Consider the following 15,915-nt stretch of genomic DNA (forward strand, 5'->3'; position numbering starts at 1 on the left):
GACCGCTTCTGGTTCATGTGGGACGACCTGGTGCGCGGCGCCATCGGCGCGATCGTGCTGGTCGACACGAGGCGTCTCGCCGACTGCTTCCCGGCCGTCGACTACTTCGAGAACAGCGGCCTGCCGTTCGTGATCGCGCTGAACGGCTTCGACGGCCAGCAGCCGTACACGCCGGACGAGGTCCGCGAAGCCCTCCAGATCGGCCCCGACACGCCGATCATCACGACGGACGCCCGCCACCGCGCGGACGCGAAGTCGGCGCTGATCACGCTGGTCGAGCACGCGCTGATGGCCCGCCTGCGGTAATCGGCACGTTCGCCTCGCGGCCCCCGTTCCTCCTGTGGGAGGAGTGGGGGCCGCAGGTGTTTCACGGAAGGGGGGCGCGATGGCGGCGGCGTTGCGGCTGGGCACGACCGTGGCGAAGACGGCGGCCGACCTGTGGCTGGGCGGCAGGCGGCGGCAGCAGGAGCGGCATCTGTCGTTGGCGGAGCTCTCACCGACGCCGTCTTCGACCGGCTGGAGCCGTATCTGGAGCACGAGATCCGGGGGCTGGACGAGTCCGGCAGGCAGGCCGTGATCCCGAGGCGGAGTCCCGGCTGTACGAGGTGCTGTTCGCCGAGTGCGGCGAGCACTACGTGCGGATCGTGCGGAGCCTGCCGGTGTTCGAGGAACGGGCGGCGGCCGAGCTGCTGGCCCGGACGGTCACGCTCGGCGCGGAGGTGGCCCGGCTCCTGGAGCGGCTGCCGGACGGCTCCCTGCTCGCGCCGCTGCCTGCCGGATCTCCGCGAGCTGCGCCTCGGCCCGCAGGTGAACTACCTCAGCCTGCTCGAATTCGACGCCTCCCTCGACTTCCGCTGACAGCGACGGCCCCGCCCTCCCGGAGGAGAACGGGGCCGTCAGCGCGTTGGAAGGGTCAGCGCCAGCTGTGCGGGGCCCTGAAGCCCGGCTCGCGTTCCAGGCGGCGCCAGCCTGCCTTGATGCGGCCTCGGTGGGCCGGGGTCGGGTCCGTGGGGCGGGCGGCGGCGCGCGCCAGGAGGATCGCCGTGATGGCGGCGACTTCCTCGGGCTCGGCGTGGCCCTTCTCGACGCGGATGTCAGGGATGTCCATGGGTCTCAGTCTCCGTGGATGAGATGTCCGCCAGGTTACTGCGGAGGGTTGCCGTGCTTGCGGGAGGGCAGGTCGGCGTGCTTGGTCTGGAGCATCGCGAGGGACTTGATCAGCACCTCGCGGGTTTCCGCGGGGTCGATGACGTCGTCGACCAGGCCGCGCTCCGCCGCGTAGTAGGGGTGCATCAGCTCGGACTTGTACTCCTTGACCATGCGGGCCCGCATGGCCTCGGGGTCCTCGGCGTCGGCGATCTGGCGGCGGAAGATGACGTTGGCCGCACCCTCCGCGCCCATGACGGCGATCTCGTTGGTCGGCCAGGCGTAGGTGAGGTCCGCGCCGATGGACTGGCTGTCCATGACGATGTACGCACCTCCGTAGGCCTTGCGCAGGATCAGCGAGATCCTCGGCACGGTCGCGTTGCAGTAGGCGTAGAGGAGCTTCGCGCCGTGGCGGATGATGCCACCGTGCTCCTGGTCGACGCCCGGGAGGAAGCCGGGGACGTCCAGAAGAGTGACGATCGGGATGTTGAAGGCGTCGCACATCTGGACGAAGCGGGCCGCCTTCTCGGAGGCCTCGATGTCCAGGACACCGGCGAGCACCTGCGGCTGGTTGGCGATGATGCCGACGACCTGGCCGTCCATCCGGCCCAGCGCGCAGATGATGTTGCGGGCCCAGCGCTCGTGGACCTCCAGGTAGTCGCCGTCGTCGACGATCTCCTCGATGACCTTGGCCATGTCGTACGGCCGGTTGCCGTCCGCCGGGACCAGGTCCAGGAGGACGTCGCTGCGGCGGTCGGCGGGGTCCGTCGACTCGGCGCGGGGCGGGTTCTCGCGGTTGTTCTGCGGGAGGAGGGACAGCAGGTAGCGGACCTCGGCGATGCAGGTCTCTTCGTCGTCGTAGGCGAAGTGGCAGACGCCGGACGTCTCGGCGTGGACGTCCGCGCCGCCGAGGCCGTTCTGGGTGATCTCCTCGCCGGTGACCGCCTTGACGACGTCGGGGCCGGTGATGAACATCTGCGAGGTGTCACGGACCATGAAGACGAAGTCGGTCAGGGCCGGGCTGTAGGCCGCGCCGCCCGCGCACGGGCCGAGCATCACCGAGATCTGCGGGATGACTCCGCTCGCCCTGGTGTTGCGCTGGAAGATGCCGCCGTAACCGGCGAGCGCGGAGACGCCCTCCTGGATGCGGGCGCCCGCGCCGTCGTTCAGGGAAACCAGGGGCGCACCGGCCGCGATGGCCATGTCCATGATCTTGTGGATCTTCGTGGCGTGGGCCTCGCCCAGCGCACCGCCGAAGATGCGGAAGTCATGGGCGTAGACGAAGACCGTCCGGCCCTCCACCGTGCCCCAGCCGGTGATCACACCGTCGGTGTACGGCTTCTTGGCCTCCAGGCCGAAGCCGGTGGCCCGGTGCCGGCGCAGCTGCTCGACCTCGCGGAAGGAGTCCGGGTCGAGGAGGAGTTCGATGCGCTCCCGCGCGGTCAGCTTGCCCTTGGCGTGCTGCGCCTCGGTCGCCTTCTCGCTCGGTCCGGCCACCGCCTGCGCACGGATCTCGTGCAGTTCGGCCACGCGTCCGCGCGCGTCGGTCGGCTCACCCGGCGCCTCATCCAAAACGGTCATGTAGCGACCTTACGAAGCCAACCAAGGAATGCGGGCCGTCGACTCCTCACAGTCTCCGGCGTGTTTTCCTGGTACCCCTGAACAGAACCATGGCGGGGTGCAGCCCTTCTGACTGCTCAGAGGGCGGGTTGCTTGTAGGGGTCCGACAAAGCCGTCAGGCGAGAGTCACCTCACAGACGTGGGTGGCGCATGCCTCCCCGGGGGTGACGCGCACCCGCAGCCGGTGGCCTGTGGAGAGTACGTCGACCGTCTCGTCCGTGTGGGTGACCCGGCGGACGGGGCGGTTCCAGGTGATCTCCAGCGGTTGCCCCGTGCGGGGCGGTTCGCTCACGCAGAGGGTAGCCGTACGGCCCCGGCGGACGGTCAGCACGCTCGCGCCGGCGGATGCGGTGAGCGGGCCCGCCGTGCCGGCGCGCCAGAAGTTCGCGGCGGTCAGGCCGAGCGAGGGCACGCCGACCGCCTGACGGCCGGCGTCGTTGGCGAGGACCGACATCCAGTGACGGTCGGCGGCGCGGCGCGCGACCGCGCGGCGGGACGCGCCGGGCATGAGGACGTAGGCGTACGTGGCGTCCTCCGGGTCGGTGCCGTGGTCGATCCAGAGGGTCTGCCAGCGGCGGGTGCGCCGCTCCCTCGTACCGCCGGTGTTGATGTCGGACCAGGCGCCGGTGCGGTCCTCGCGCAGCGCCTTCGGCTCGCCGTCGAGCAGGATCCAGCCGCCGTGGTCCTCCAGGTGGGCCCAGTCCGGGCCCCGTACGAAGGTCTGGGTGCCGTTCTCGCCGAGGTTGCGGTTGTCGACGACCGTCTCCACCGGGACGCCGTCGGCGCAGCTGATCCCGGCGCCCAGGCAAATCACCGCGTCCGCGACGAAGAACCAGGACTTGCGGGCCTGGAGCGTGGAGCCGAGGCCCTTGAGGTGCTGGCCGAGCGCGGCGTACTCGCCGTCGGTGGTGCCGCCGACCCAGCGCGCGTCCGGGCGGGCCGTGCCCCACTCGCCGCCTTCCCGGTCGGCGAGGCGCTTGGTGGAGACGGTGGTGCCGGGCAGGCGGTACCAGTCCACGGTCGGCCAGAACCAGTCCGTGTACTGGTCGCTCGCGCCGGCCCACCAGGAGACCATCCCGGCGCCCGTGTGCCAGCCGCGCGGGTTCTCGCCGTTGCCGCACTCGTAGTGGGCGATGCGGTCGCTGGCCATGGCGAGGTTCACGGTGAAGCCGGGGCGGCGGTGGACGGCGCGGTCCATGGCGGCGAAGAGGCGGTGGCCGGTGGGTTCGGGTGCGGCCGGCCCGGGCGAGGCGGCGATCGCGTGCAGCCGGGCCAGGTCGGCGACGCCGAACTGGCGTGCCGTCAGGACCGGGGTGACGGTGTCCCGTTCGATCCAGCCCTTGACACGGGCGTGCCAGCGGTCGCGTTCCGCCGGGCTCGCCCCGGCCGCGAGGAGCGCGATGGCCGCGATGAGCTGCCGGCCGTGGAAGTGGTCGCTGCGCATGACCTTGCGGTCGTCCGAGGCCAGGAGTCCGCGGCTGATGGCGCGGCCGTTGACGCTGTCCATGACGAGCCCGTCGAGGATGAGCGGTGCGTAGGCGTGCTCGACGCTGTCGAGGACGATCTGCCGGTTCGGGTCGGTGACCTCCCAGTCGGATCCGGCGAGCAGGGCGAAGAGGCGGCCCAGGCCGTCGAGCACGACCTGGCCGTAGGTGCCCGAGTAGGCGACCCAGCTGTGCTGGACGAAGGAGCCGTCGGCGTAGAGGCCGTCGCCCCGGGTGACGTACGCGAAGACCGGGGAGAGCGCGTCGCGGGCGAGGGCGATCTTGGCCGGGTCGCGGCCCAGGACGCCGCGCAGGGCGACGGAGCGGCACAGGTCGACCCGGTTGGCACCGGTGGACGTGCCGGAGTAGTCGCCGAGGGCCGAGTCGGGCACGAAGTGGTCGACGGCGGCGCAGACGGCCCGGATCCGGGCGTCGCCCAGCTGGTCGTACAGGGCGGCCGTGATGTCGGTGAGCAGGCGCGGGCTGCCGATCTGCCATTCCCACCAGTTGCCGTAGCGGGTGGTGGCGGGGTTGTAGACCGTGGCGGAGAGGTGGTCGAGGCCGCGCAGGACGCCGGTGAGGAGGTCCGGGTCGGCGGTCGAGCCGGTGCCCTGCTGGACGTAGGCCTGGGTCATGGTCCACAGGCGGCTGTAGCTCATGGTGATGCCGGCCGGCGGGTCGAAGGGGTGGCCGGGCCAGAGGGAGTCCGCCGCCGGGGCCATGGTGGAGAGCAGGGCGCGGGCGAGTTCGCCGGTCTCGGCGAGGCGGGAGGCGTACGGCTGCGCGGCCGGGTCGTAGCCGGTGCCGAGGGCGATGGCGAGCCAGCGCCGGCGGAGGGTGTCGTACGGGTCGGCGCCGACGTCGGCCTCGGGGCCTTGAGCGTCGGCGCCGCGGGGCCCGGGCGTCGCGCCGCCGGTCGCCGCCAGGGCCGCGGCCGCGAGCAGCATGGCGCGACGGCCGGGGCGGAGAGGGGCGGCGGCCTCTGCCGTACGGCGGGAGAAGACGCGACGCTGGGGAGTCATGCCCATGCCCTACCACGGGGAGGCGGTCACCTGAACGGAGGATCCGGCCGGAGTGACCCGAACGGCGGAAAGCGCCCCACAGGTGGGACCGGGTCAGCCGAAGCGGTTCAGCAGGCGTCTGAACACCCCCGGGGCCAGGGCGCGGAGGCGGTCCGGGAGGGCCAGCCAGGCGGGGACGTAGACCTGGTCGCGGTCCTCGCGCACGGCGTCCCAGACGGCGCCGGCGACGCGGCCGGGCGAGACCTTCCGGGGGTGGGAGCGGTCGTAGGGCTTGCCGCGGCGGGCGAAGAAGGCCGTGTCGACGGGCCCGGGCACCACGAGGGTCACGCCCACGCCCGTGCCGCGCAGTTCCTGGCGCAGCGCCTCGGAGAAGGCGGCCAGGGCGGCCTTGGCGGCGGAGTACACCGCTTCCTCCCGTACACCCACGCAGCCCGCGATCGAGCCGATCAGCACCACCCGGCCCTGCCCGGCCGCGATCATGGAGGGCAGCACCTCGCGCACGAGGTGGAGCGTGGCGTTGAGGTCCAGGGTCAGCACCCGGTCGATGTCGGTGTGCGGCATGGCGGCGAACGGGCCGGCCCAGCCGATGCCCGCCCCGGCGACCAGGACGTCGACCCGTCCGGTCCTGTGCAGCGCGGACTGGGCCAGCAGGCGCGGACCGTCCGGGGCGGCGAGGTCGGCGGGCAGCACGACGGCCGAGGTGCCGGACGCCGTCCGCTCCAGGCGGTGCCGGTCGCGCCCGGTGAGGAGCAGCTGCCAGCCGTCCATGGCGAACCGCCGTGCCGTGGCCGCCCCGATGCCCGAGGAGGCCCCGGTGACGAGGGCCACGCGCCGGTCCAGCCGCCGCGGCGGCCCGTGCTCGCCCGCCGGGGAGGGGGCTGCAGGGCGGCGTGGGGCGGCGCCCGCCGGTGGGTCGTAGGCCGAGCCGGAGCCGGTGAGTGTCATCGGTCGGTCTCCCTGCGCTGTACGTCCGCCGTGGTCTCGGCTGTCGCCGTGCGGTTCCTGGGAACGGAACCTCGTCTGTCTCCATGCCGGTCCCTTGAAACGGAACCTCGTCTTCCAGGACACCGCCACCGCGGGGTCCCGCGCCAGTGCTGAGGCCGTCGCGGCGGGCCCGGCTCACCGTCCGGCGGGCGCGCTGCGTGGGGCGGTCTACGGGCCGGGCCCCCGCGCACGGGATGCGAAAGGACCACCCCTGCGTGCCGCCCGGTGCCGCCAGGCGGCGGTATGGGCGGTACACGGACCGGCCGCGCCGGGTTACGTAGGGGGCACCCGTGTCAGGTACGGCTCCCCGACGAGGTGACCATGCGCGTGCTGCTCGTCCATCCCAGCGCCCTGATGTACTCCGAGATCTTCCTGCGGCTCGAGCCCCTGGGCCTCGAACGCGTGGCGGGCGCGGCCCGCGACGCCGGTCACGAGGTGCGGGTCGTGGACCTTCAGGTGCTGAGCCGCAAGACGCTGCGCGGCGAGGTCCGGTCCTTCCGGCCGGAGGCCCTCGGCATCTCGCTGAATTACCTGGCGAACATCCCGGAGGCGATCGAACTGGCCGCGGAGGTGAAGCGGGCGGTGCCGGGCTGCTTCGTGTTCCTGGGCGGGCACAGCGTTTCCTTCGTCGCCGAGGACGTGCTGGAGCAGGCCGAGGGGGCGGTGGACGCGGTGGTGCGCGGCGAGGGCGAACCGGCGATCGGGCCGCTGCTGGAGGCGGTTCGTGACGGGGGCGTGGCGGGCGTGCCCGGCGTCGTCACGGCCGCCGGCCGGGGTCCCGCGCCGCTGATGCTGCACGGCATCGACGCGCCGCTGCCCGCTCGCGACCTGATGCGCGCCCGCCGGCGGTACTTCATCGGCGAGCTGGACCCGTGCGCCTCCATCGAGTTCACGCGCGGCTGTCCGTGGGACTGCTCGTTCTGCTCGGCGTGGACGTTCTACGGCCGCAGCTACCGCAAGGCGTCACCCGAGGCGGCGGCCGAGGACCTGGCGAACATCCGGGAGCCGAACGTCTTCATCGTCGACGACGTGGCCTTCATCCGGCCCGAGCACGGGGACGCCATCGCGGCGGAGGTGGAGAGGCGGCGGATCCGCAAGCGCTACTACCTGGAGACCCGCAGCGACGTCCTGCTGCGCCATCCGGAGGTCTTCGAGCGGTGGGCCCGGCTGGGGCTGAAGTACATGTTCCTCGGGATGGAGGCCATCGACGCGGAGGGCCTGGACCTGTACCGCAAGCGGGTCAGCCCCGACGAGAACTTCCGCGCCCTTCAGACGGCCCGCCGCCTCGGCATCAAGGTCGCCATCAACCTGATCGTGGACCCGTCCTGGGACGAGGAACGCTTCCGGGTGGTACGGGACTTCGCGCTGGCGGTGCCGGAGATCGTCCACTTCACGGTGATGACGCCGTATCCCGGTACGGAGATCTGGCACACCGAGTCGCGGCGCCTGACCACCCGTGACTACCGCCTCTTCGACATCCAGCACGCGGTCGTGCCCACGACGCTCCCCCTGGAGCGCTTCTACGAGGAACTGGTGCGCACCCAGGCCGTCATCAACCGCAAGCACCTGGGCCTGCGCACCGCCGTGGGAGCGGCCCGGGTCCTGACCGGCAACCTGCTGCACGGCCAGACGAACTTCGCCCGCATGCTGTGGAAGTTCAACCAGGTCTACAACCCGCGCCGGCAGTTCGCCGACCACGGCCGGCCGGTGCGCTACGAGCTGCCCCTGCCGCAGCACCTCGACGTCGGCGACCGCCGGGCGCTGTACATCCACACCCGGGGCGCGACGCAGGGCGCGCCGTCCCGGCGGACGACCGACTAGCTCCCCGCACCCGGCATGCCGATCGCGGTCCTGGCCTCCCTCACCGCCGGCGTCTGCTTCGCCGTGGCCGGAGTGCTCCAGCAGTGGGCCGCGGGCGGGCGCCCGGACACCGAGGCGCTGTCGCCGCGCCTGCTGGCCCATCTGGCCCGCGATCCCGTGTGGCTGGGCGGCATCGGACTGGCCGTGCTCGCCTACGGCTTCCAGTCGCTGGCACTGGCGTACGGGCCGCTCAGTCTGGTGCAGCCGCTGATCGTCGCCGAGCTGGTCTTCGCCGTACCGCTGTCGGCGTGGCTGCACCGGATGCGGCTGGGGTACCGCGAGTGGTTCGGCACCCTCGCGGTGGCGGCCGGGCTGGTGCTGGCCCTGGTCTCGGCCCGACCGCACGGTGGGCGGCCGGATGCGGCGGACTTGCTGTCCTGGCTGCTGGTGCTGGGTGCGACGGCCGCGCTGGTGTGCTGTGCGCTGGCGACGGCACGGCTGCTGTCCGGCCCCTGGCGGGCCTCGGCGACGGCGCTGGCGGCGGGGGCGGTGATGGGCACCCAGTCCGTCCTCCTCGCGGCGACGGTGGACCGGCTCCGCCACGGCCTGCTCGCGGCGCTGGCGGCCTGGCAGACCTACGCCCTGATCCTCGCCAGCATCGGCGGCCTGCTCCTCATCCAGAGCGCCTTCCAGCAGGGCCCGCTCGCGGCGAGCATGACGGTCCTGGACGCGACGGAGCCGGTGGTCGCCGTGACGGTGGGCACGGCGGTCTTCGGCGAGACGATCCACACGGGGTGGCCGGTGTCGGCCGTGACGGTGACGGGGTTGGCGCTGGTGGCGGCGGGGATCGCGAGGCTGGATTCGTCGCCGGTGATCGCGGCGTTGCGGGGGCGGGGAGCCGGCGAAGGGCGGTGACGTGCGGCGCGGGCCGCGGGGACGGTGACCGGTGAACGTCAGGGGCGCGGCCGTACGCCCGGGAGCCAGGCAGGGAGGAGGTCTTCCGTCAGGACGCGGTCCCAGGTGGGGTGGGTGTCGCGGGCCGTGGTGGCCGCGTGGCGGCGTACCGCCGAGAGCAGGCGGGGGTGGCCGAGGAGCGTGTCGAGGGCGTCCGCCCACTCCCCCGGGTCGTCGTGGCGTACGACGATGCCGTCCCGGCCCGGTGCGGTCAGCCACTGTGTCGTGCGCGCGCCCTCGGGCAGGACGACCGCGAGGCCGCTGGCCATCGCCTCGGCGACGACGTTGCCGCAGGTCTCCGTACGGGACGGGAACGCGAAGACGTCACAGCCGGCGTACACCCGGGCCAACCGGTCCTGCGGGAGCGGGCCGAGGAGGCTGACGCCGGCGCCGAGGGCGCGCCGGACGGGCCCGGCCTCCGCGCCGGAGCCGGCCATGACGAGGTGCACGGCACGCCCGCGCTCCCGCAGCAGCCGCACGCTCTCGGTCAGCAGCGGCACACCCTTGGTCGCGTCCAGCCGTCCCGCGAACAGCACCAGCGGACGGTCGGCCGGCACGCCGTACTCGCGGCCGAGCCGGGCGCGAGCGCCGGGGTCGGGTCGGAAGCGCTGGTGGTCGATGCCGCGGCGCAGCAGGGCGACCCGGTGCGGCCCGAGGGCGCGGGCGAGTTCGGCCCGCTCGGCGGGGGTCGGCACCAGCACGCGTTCGCAGCCGTCCAGGAGCCGGTCCCGCCGCCGGCGCAGCCGGCTCTCGGCCAGGTCGGCGAGGAACTCGCCCGGCGCCGGGTGGTCGCCGGGCAGCCACCGGCCGACCAGGTAGCGGGCGTACACCGAGGCCAGCAGCGGGACGTCGGTGTGTACGGAGGCGAGCAGCCGGGGTGCGGGGACGGATCGGCGGGCGCGACGGACGGCGGTGGTGGCGAAGGCGAAGCAGTGGGTGAGGTGCCAGACGTCGTGGCGCGGCAGCAGGGCCGCGAGCCGGGGGTGGTAGGGGGCGAGGTCGGTGACGTCCTCGGCGCCGTCGGCCGAGGTGAGGGCGGTCGTGCCGAGCACCGGGCGGAGCGTGACGATGCGCACGCGCGGCGAGAGGACGTCCACCCGTTCGCGCTTGCCGAGGAAGTAGACGGTCAGGTCGAGACCGGCCCCGGTGCCGTCGGGCAGTCGTTCCGGGAGACGGGCGGCGCTCTCCGCGAAACGCTCCCAGGACTTCACATGGCCGCCCGACGTACTGCTCCGCAGCAGCTCGACCAGGACCGCGACCGAGGTCATGATCGCTGGGTACCACTCACGCCGCGGACCCAATCGCGACACATCCGCGAATAATGTTGAACGTTGAACGGAATAGGTCTACGGTGGGTCGCGTTACATAGTTCAACGTTCAACATTCCTCGCAGGAGGCGTACCCCATGAGCATCTTCAGCCGCAGCAACACCGAGACCGCCACGACCGACGCCGCGCGTCCGGACCTGGCCGCCCTGACCGGCGACTACACGATCGACCCCGCGCACTCGACGATCGGCTTCGTCGCCCGGCACGCCATGGTCACCAACGTCAAGGGCAGCTTCCAGGACTTCACGGGCACGCTCCACCTCGACGGCACCGACCCCTCGCGGTCCACGGCCTCCCTGGACGTCGTGATGGACAGCATCGAGACGGGCAACGCCGACCGCGACGGCCACCTCAAGAGCTCGGACTTCTTCAAGGCGGACGAGTTCCCCACCATGACGTTCCGCTCCACGAAGGCGGAGGCCCTCGGCGGCGACGAGTACCGCATCACCGGCGACCTGACGATCCTCGGCACGACCCGCCCGCTCAGCATCGACCTCGAGTTCAACGGCGCCGCGAAGGACCCCTTCGGCAACGAGCGCGTCGGCTTCGAGGGCAAGGCGGAGATCCTGCGCTCCGAGTGGGGCCTGACCTGGAACGCCGCCCTGGAGACCGGTGGCGTCCTGGTCTCCGACAAGATCAAGCTCAACTTCGACGTCTCGGCGATCAGGAACGCCTGACCCGGGCACGCCCGACCGACGGCCGTGCCGTACGAGCCCCCGGCCCGTGCGGCATGGCCGAATCGGGCCCCTTGTGCGAGGGCTCTCGGCGTTCCCATAATCCAGCAGCTGAATTTTGACCGGTCCATGCCAGCAGGGGCCGTTCTTTTTATGGTCGCTGCTGTCATGCACTCGTCAATCTGATGCTTCGGTTGCACGTCTCCCCAGGTCGACCCCCCACGGAAGGCATCACGTTGAAGAGACTCCTCACGGCCCTCAAGAGATGCGCGGTCCTCGGGGCCGCCGCCCTCGCGATCGCCAGCCTTCAGCCCGTCACCGCCGCGCAGGCCGCCCCGTCGCCCGTCGTCGGCGGGACGCGGGCCGCGCAGGGCGAGTTCCCGTTCATGGTCCGGCTCTCCATGGGCTGCGGCGGCGCGCTCTACACCCAGCAGATCGTGCTCACGGCCGCGCACTGCGTGGGCGCCTCCGGCAACAACACCGGCATCACCGCCACCGCGGGGGTCGTCGACCTCCAGTCCACCAGCGGCCGGGTCCAGGTCCGCTCCACCAAGGTGCTCCGCGCCCCCGGCTACAACGGCACGGGCAAGGACTGGGCGCTCATCAAGCTCGCCCAGCCCATCAACCTGCCGACCCTGAAGATCGCCACCACCACGCAGTACAACACCGGTGACTTCACCGTCGCCGGCTGGGGCGCGAACCGTGAGGGCGGCGCCCAGCAGCGCTATCTGCTGAAGGCGACCGTGCCGTTCGTCAGCGACGCCGCCTGCAAGGCCTACGGCGGTCTCTACAGCGGCCTCGTCGCGAACGAGGAGATCTGCGCCGGCTTCGACGCGGGCGGTGTCGACACCTGCCAGGGCGACTCCGGCGGCCCCATGTTCCGCAAGGACAACGCCGGCGCCTGGGTCCAGGTCGGCATCGTCAGCTGGGGCGAGGGCTGTGCCCGGCCCGAGGCCCCCGGCGTCTACACGGAGGTCTCGACCTTCGCCTCCGCCATCGCCTCGGCGGCGTCGACACTCTGACCCGCCCCACAGTTTGCGGGCCCGGTGCCGTACGGTGCCGGGCCCTTCGCTCTGACCTACCGGGCCCTCCGGCCGGCCTCCAGCTTCGCGACCGCCGCCGCCACCTGTGCCGCCCGGCTCCGCGGGGTCCGGGCGCGCAGCACACCGAGCATCGCCAGGTACCGGTCCGTCCGCCCGAGCGCCTCGAAGGCCGCCGCGGCCCGCGGGCTGCGCTCCAGTGCCGCCGCGAGCTCCTCCGGGACCTCGGCCTCCTGCTGGGACGCGTACGCCGCCTCCCACCGTCCGTCCGCCCGCGCGGCCGCCACCTCCGCGAGCCCGCCGGGCCGCATCCGCCCGGCGGCGGTCAGCTCCTCGACCCGCCGGACGTTGACCATGGACCAGAGGCTGCCGGGACGCCGTGGGGTGATCCTCTGGAGGTAGCACGACTCGTCGAGTCCCTTGCGCTGCCCGGTGATCCAGCCGTGGCACAGCGCCACGTCGTTGACGTCGGCGGCGCTGACCGAGGGGACGCCCGACCCCTTCTTGGCGACCTTGACCCAGAGGCCGGGGTGCGGGGCGGGGTGTGCGGTCAGCCAGGAATCCAGGTCGGCGACGGTCGCGAAGGGGAGAGGGTCTCCGGAGGCGGTCATGGCACCACCGTAGGGACCGGGTAGGACGGATTCCGTCCGCTAGGCGAGCAGCGCGCGTGCCTGTTCGCGGGCGTGGGCGATGGCGTCCGGGAAAATGCCCAGGCCGTGCGCGACGAGCGCCCCCTCGTGCAGCAGCATCAGCGCCCGGGCCAGGGCGTCGGCCCTCTCCGGGTCGATGTCCGAGGCGAGGCGGGTGAAGAGGCCGAGCATCCACTGCTTCTGCCCGGTGATGACCGGGTGGGCCGGGTGGGCGGGGTCGCTGATCTCCGCGTGGGCGTTGACCATGCTGCACCCCTTGGGGCTGAGCTCCGCGGCCCATGCGCGCGAGGCGTCGAAGACCGCCAGGACGCGCTCGCCCGGCTCGGGCGGGGCCGCGTCCAGGCGTTCGGCGAGGAAGGCCCGCCAGCGCTCGTCGCGGTCCGCGAGGTACTCCACGACGATCTGCTCCTTGGAGCCGAACCGGTCGTAGAGGGTCTTCTTCGTCACCCCTGCCTCGGCGGCGATGAGGTCGACTCCGACGGCGTGGATGCCGCGCTCGTAGAACAGCCGGGCGGCCGCTGCCAGGACGCGACGGGCGGCGGGCGTCATCGTGATCCGGCGCGGGTGGTCGGCGGTGGTACCCATGGCACCCGAGTATACCGATCTGTATAGTGGGCGGGGAACGGTATACCGATCTGTCTACTGGTTGTGATGTCCGTGAACATCCTGCTCTCCGTCGCCTTCGTCCTCTGCTGGAGCTCCGGGTTCATCGGGGCCAAGCTCGGCGCGGGCAACGCGTCCGCGATCACGGTCCTGATGTGGCGGTTCCTGCCGCTGGCCGTCGTCCTCGTCGCGGTCGCCGCCCTCACGCGCACGGCCTGGCGGGGGCTCACCGCCCGGGACGTGACCCGGCAGGCTGTCATCGGCGTGCTGTCGCAGAGCGGCTATCTGCTCAGCGTCTACTACGCCATCCAGCTCGGCGTCTCCAGCGGCACGACGGCCCTGATCGACGGTGTCCAGCCCCTCGTCGCCGGAGCCCTCGCGGGACCGCTGCTGGGGCAGTACGTGTCGGGACGGCAGTGGATCGGCCTGGGTCTGGGGCTGAGCGGCGTCTCGGTGGTCACGCTGGCCGACGCCGCGGCCGGGACCGGCGTGGCCTGGTGGGCGTACGCCGTCCCGCTGCTCGGCATGCTGTCCCTGGTCGCGGCCACGTTCCTGGAGAGCCGGTCCCGCTCGCGGGTCGCTCCCTCGGTGTCGCTGACCGTCCACTGCGCCACCAGCGCCGTCCTCTTCTCCGTGCTGGCCCTGAGCACCGGGGCCGCCGTGCCGCCCGCCGGGGGCGGGTTCTGGGTGGCCGTCGCCTGGCTCGTGGGGCTGTCCACGTTCGGCGGGTACGGGCTGTACTGGCTCATCCTGAAGCGCTCCGGGGTGACGAAGGTGAACACGCTGATGTTCCTCATGGCCCCGGTCACCGCCGTCTGGGGTGCACTCGTGTTCGGTGAGCCGTTCGGCGTGCAGACCGCTCTCGGCCTGGCCGTCTGCCTCGCGGCCGTGGTCGTCGTCCACCGCGGTGGCGGCCGGAAGGACCCGGCCGTGACCGCCGCCCGGGGCGAGCCGGAGGAAAACCGGTGGACCCGGGCCCCCGGGCCCGCCTAACGTCACCCCCGTGTCCAGCCCCGAGGCGTCCAGAGTGCGGCCACCGGCTCTCCGGTGGCTGTTCGTGATGCCGGGCCGCTGAGCCCGCTCGCCCCGCTGCCGGAAGCCGTCCGACCTGTCGTGTCCGACGTCGACTTCGGGGTGCGGAGTTCTTTCATGCCGTTCGCTCTTCTTCTGCTGGGCCTTGCCGTGTTCGCGCAGGGAACGTCCGAGTTCATGCTGTCCGGGCTGGTGCCGGACATCGCGCGGGATCTGGGGGTGTCCGTTCCCGCGGCGGGGGCGCTGACCTCCGCCTTCGCGGTGGGGATGGTCGTGGGGGCGCCGCTGGTGGCGGGGCTCGCGCGGCGCTGGCCGCGGCGGGGTGCGCTGCTGGCGTTCCTCGTGGTGTTCCTCGCCGTCCATGTCGTCGGTGCTCTCACCGGCAGTTTCGAGGTGCTGCTCGCCACGCGGGTCGTGGGGGCGCTCGCCAACGCCGGGTTCCTCGCCGTCGCTCTCGTGGCCGCCGTGGACATGGTCCCGGCGGACGCGAAGGGGCGGGCCACGTCCATGCTGCTGGGCGGGGTGACGCTGGCGTGCGTGGCCGGGGTGCCCGCCGGGGCCGTGCTGGGCGGGCTGTGGGGCTGGCGTGCGGCGTTCTGGGCCGTGGCGCTGGTGTCGCTGCCCGCGCTGGTGGCGGTGGCGCGGTCGGTGCCGGGTGCTGCGGCCGGGGACGCGCCCCCCGCGCTGCGCGGTGAACTGCGGTCGCTGCGCAGCCCCCGCCTGGTCGTCACGCTGGCGCTGGGGGCCCTCGTGAACGGTGCGACGTTCTGCACCTTCACTTATCTCGCGCCCCTGGTCACCGAGGTGACGGGGCTGAGCAGCGCCTGGGTCCCCGGGGTACTCGCGCTGTTCGGGGCCGGGTCGCTGGCCGGGGTGACCGCCGCGGGGCGGTTCGCGGACCGGCGTCCCGTGGCGGTCCTGGCCGGCGGGGGCGTCGCGGTGGGCCTGGGCTGGTGCCTCCTGGCACTCGGGGCCGGACACCCGGTCCTGGCACTCGGGCTCGTCTTCACCCAGGGGGCACTGTCCTTCGGCGTCGGCTCCACGCTGATCTCCCAGGTGCTGTACGCGGCCCCGGGCGCCCCCACGCTGGCCGGTGGTTTCGCCACGGCCGCGTTCAACGTCGGCGCCGCGCTGGGCCCCTGGGCCGGCGGCGTGGTGATCGCCGCGGGGTTCGGATACCGGTCGCCGGTGTGGGTCAGCGCCGGGCTGGTCGCCCTGGCAGGCGTGCTGGCCGGGGTCGTGTGGCGGCGGCGTGGGCGGGTCCTGGGGGGAAGTGGTGGGGCGCTGAACTTCGGTGCGGGTACCGGGGCCTGAGAGCGGCGACCGGGGCTGGGTCGGTGGGCTGGCGGCTGGTCGCGGGCGGCAGGCCGCAGGTGGCAGGCGGCAGGGCGCAGGCGACTGGCGGCTGGTCGCAGGCCACAGGCGACTGGCCGCAGGCCGCAGCCCGCAGGCGACTGGCGGCTGGTCGCTGGCGGCTGGTCGCTGGCCGCTGGCCGCTGGCGGCAGGCGGCGGGCCGCAGGTGACTGGCCGCAGGCCGCAGGTGGCAGGCCGCAGGCCGCAGGCGGCAGGCCGCAGGC

Annotated in this window: 15 protein-coding genes; 8 read left to right on the forward strand and 7 right to left on the reverse strand. The window is 73.0% G+C overall.

The window, feature by feature from the left end; genetic code table 11:
* Positions 1 to 306, forward strand: a 306-nt coding sequence (locus GTY47_RS31225; RefSeq protein ID WP_010044617.1) for an ATP/GTP-binding protein, incomplete at its 5' end; no start/stop codon positions are given.
* A gap of 79 nt (positions 307 to 385) precedes the next feature.
* The gene (locus GTY47_RS41960) at positions 386 to 577 is read left to right on the forward strand and encodes a hypothetical protein (protein WP_010044619.1); all 192 of its coding nucleotides are present in this window, start codon (positions 386 to 388) and stop codon (positions 575 to 577) included.
* 336 nt (positions 578 to 913) lie between these two features.
* On the opposite strand, the gene GTY47_RS31235 is transcribed toward GTY47_RS41960, so the two are convergent.
* The 4 genes from GTY47_RS31235 to GTY47_RS31250 form a co-directional block, all read right to left on the reverse strand.
* Positions 914 to 1,108, reverse strand: coding sequence for an acyl-CoA carboxylase subunit epsilon (locus GTY47_RS31235; RefSeq protein WP_010044621.1), 195 nt, complete (start codon positions 1,106 to 1,108; stop codon positions 914 to 916).
* A 35-nt stretch (positions 1,109 to 1,143) separates the two neighbouring features.
* Complete coding sequence (locus GTY47_RS31240; RefSeq protein WP_010044623.1) at positions 1,144 to 2,727, reverse strand: acyl-CoA carboxylase subunit beta; 1,584 nt, start codon at positions 2,725 to 2,727, stop codon at positions 1,144 to 1,146.
* Between the two features lie 154 nt (positions 2,728 to 2,881).
* Entirely contained in the window at positions 2,882 to 5,272 is a 2,391-nt protein-coding gene (locus GTY47_RS31245) for a polysaccharide lyase 8 family protein (RefSeq protein WP_050810301.1), read from the reverse strand.
* Positions 5,273 to 5,365: 93 nt separating this feature from the next.
* On the reverse strand, positions 5,366 to 6,217 hold the full coding sequence (locus GTY47_RS31250) for an SDR family NAD(P)-dependent oxidoreductase (protein ID WP_010044628.1): 852 nt from the start codon (positions 6,215 to 6,217) through the stop codon (positions 5,366 to 5,368).
* A gap of 360 nt (positions 6,218 to 6,577) precedes the next feature.
* Here GTY47_RS31250 and hpnR point away from each other — a divergent pair, with 360 nt between their 5' ends.
* Positions 6,578 to 8,077 (forward strand): hopanoid C-3 methylase HpnR, encoded by a 1,500-nt coding sequence (hpnR, locus tag GTY47_RS31255; protein WP_010044629.1) that lies wholly within the window; start codon positions 6,578 to 6,580, stop codon positions 8,075 to 8,077.
* A gap of 15 nt (positions 8,078 to 8,092) precedes the next feature.
* A complete protein-coding gene (locus tag GTY47_RS31260) occupies positions 8,093 to 8,971 on the forward strand; it encodes a DMT family transporter (RefSeq protein WP_010044630.1) in 879 nt (292 codons plus the stop codon).
* Between the two features lie 38 nt (positions 8,972 to 9,009).
* Here GTY47_RS31260 and GTY47_RS31265 read toward each other — a convergent pair whose 3' ends face one another.
* Positions 9,010 to 10,278 carry a glycosyltransferase gene (locus GTY47_RS31265; RefSeq protein WP_010044631.1) on the reverse strand — a complete coding sequence of 423 codons (1,269 nt, stop codon included), beginning with the start codon at positions 10,276 to 10,278 and terminating at the stop codon, positions 9,010 to 9,012.
* A gap of 137 nt (positions 10,279 to 10,415) precedes the next feature.
* Here GTY47_RS31265 and GTY47_RS31270 point away from each other — a divergent pair, with 137 nt between their 5' ends.
* Together GTY47_RS31270 and GTY47_RS31275 are read left to right on the forward strand one after the other, a co-directional pair.
* Positions 10,416 to 11,015, forward strand: a complete 600-nt coding sequence (locus GTY47_RS31270; RefSeq protein ID WP_010044634.1) for a YceI family protein — start codon at positions 10,416 to 10,418, stop codon at positions 11,013 to 11,015.
* A 233-nt stretch (positions 11,016 to 11,248) separates the two neighbouring features.
* Complete coding sequence (locus GTY47_RS31275; RefSeq protein WP_010044636.1) at positions 11,249 to 12,034, forward strand: serine protease; 786 nt, start codon at positions 11,249 to 11,251, stop codon at positions 12,032 to 12,034.
* Between the two features lie 56 nt (positions 12,035 to 12,090).
* Here GTY47_RS31275 and GTY47_RS31280 read toward each other — a convergent pair whose 3' ends face one another.
* The gene (locus GTY47_RS31280; protein ID WP_010044638.1) at positions 12,091 to 12,663 is read right to left on the reverse strand and encodes a YdeI/OmpD-associated family protein; all 573 of its coding nucleotides are present in this window, start codon (positions 12,661 to 12,663) and stop codon (positions 12,091 to 12,093) included.
* Positions 12,664 to 12,702: 39 nt separating this feature from the next.
* Positions 12,703 to 13,287, reverse strand: coding sequence for a TetR/AcrR family transcriptional regulator (locus GTY47_RS31285; protein ID WP_010044640.1), 585 nt, complete (start codon positions 13,285 to 13,287; stop codon positions 12,703 to 12,705).
* A 72-nt stretch (positions 13,288 to 13,359) separates the two neighbouring features.
* Between GTY47_RS31285 and GTY47_RS31290 the strand changes: the two genes are divergently transcribed.
* Both GTY47_RS31290 and GTY47_RS31295 read left to right on the forward strand, forming a co-directional pair.
* Complete coding sequence (locus tag GTY47_RS31290; RefSeq protein ID WP_050810302.1) at positions 13,360 to 14,298, forward strand: DMT family transporter; 939 nt, start codon at positions 13,360 to 13,362, stop codon at positions 14,296 to 14,298.
* Positions 14,299 to 14,454: 156 nt separating this feature from the next.
* Positions 14,455 to 15,651 carry a Cmx/CmrA family chloramphenicol efflux MFS transporter gene (locus GTY47_RS31295; RefSeq protein WP_050810303.1) on the forward strand — a complete coding sequence of 399 codons (1,197 nt, stop codon included), beginning with the start codon at positions 14,455 to 14,457 and terminating at the stop codon, positions 15,649 to 15,651.
* Positions 15,652 to 15,915: the final 264 nt, after the last annotated feature.

Origin of the sequence: Streptomyces sp. SID5464, assembly GCF_009862985.1 — a bacterium.
Taxonomy (GTDB): Bacteria; Actinomycetota; Actinomycetes; order Streptomycetales; family Streptomycetaceae; genus Streptomyces; species Streptomyces chartreusis_D.

What these genes read in the sequence shown, in the direction of transcription:
- GTY47_RS41960 (WP_010044619.1), top strand. Translation starts at nt 386, where the DNA reads ATGGCGGCGGCGTTGCGGCTGGGCACGACCGTGGCGAAGACGGCGGCC.
- GTY47_RS31235 (WP_010044621.1), bottom strand. Translation starts at nt 1,108, where the DNA reads ATGGACATCCCTGACATCCGCGTCGAGAAGGGCCACGCCGAGCCCGAG.
- GTY47_RS31240 (WP_010044623.1), bottom strand. Translation starts at nt 2,727, where the DNA reads ATGACCGTTTTGGATGAGGCGCCGGGTGAGCCGACCGACGCGCGCGGA.
- GTY47_RS31245 (WP_050810301.1), bottom strand. Translation starts at nt 5,272, where the DNA reads ATGACTCCCCAGCGTCGCGTCTTCTCCCGCCGTACGGCAGAGGCCGCC.
- GTY47_RS31250 (WP_010044628.1), bottom strand. Translation starts at nt 6,217, where the DNA reads ATGACACTCACCGGCTCCGGCTCGGCCTACGACCCACCGGCGGGCGCC.
- hpnR (WP_010044629.1), top strand. Translation starts at nt 6,578, where the DNA reads ATGCGCGTGCTGCTCGTCCATCCCAGCGCCCTGATGTACTCCGAGATC.
- GTY47_RS31260 (WP_010044630.1), top strand. Translation starts at nt 8,093, where the DNA reads ATGCCGATCGCGGTCCTGGCCTCCCTCACCGCCGGCGTCTGCTTCGCC.
- GTY47_RS31265 (WP_010044631.1), bottom strand. Translation starts at nt 10,278, where the DNA reads ATGACCTCGGTCGCGGTCCTGGTCGAGCTGCTGCGGAGCAGTACGTCG.
- GTY47_RS31270 (WP_010044634.1), top strand. Translation starts at nt 10,416, where the DNA reads ATGAGCATCTTCAGCCGCAGCAACACCGAGACCGCCACGACCGACGCC.
- GTY47_RS31280 (WP_010044638.1), bottom strand. Translation starts at nt 12,663, where the DNA reads ATGACCGCCTCCGGAGACCCTCTCCCCTTCGCGACCGTCGCCGACCTG.
- GTY47_RS31285 (WP_010044640.1), bottom strand. Translation starts at nt 13,287, where the DNA reads ATGGGTACCACCGCCGACCACCCGCGCCGGATCACGATGACGCCCGCC.
- GTY47_RS31295 (WP_050810303.1), top strand. Translation starts at nt 14,455, where the DNA reads ATGCCGTTCGCTCTTCTTCTGCTGGGCCTTGCCGTGTTCGCGCAGGGA.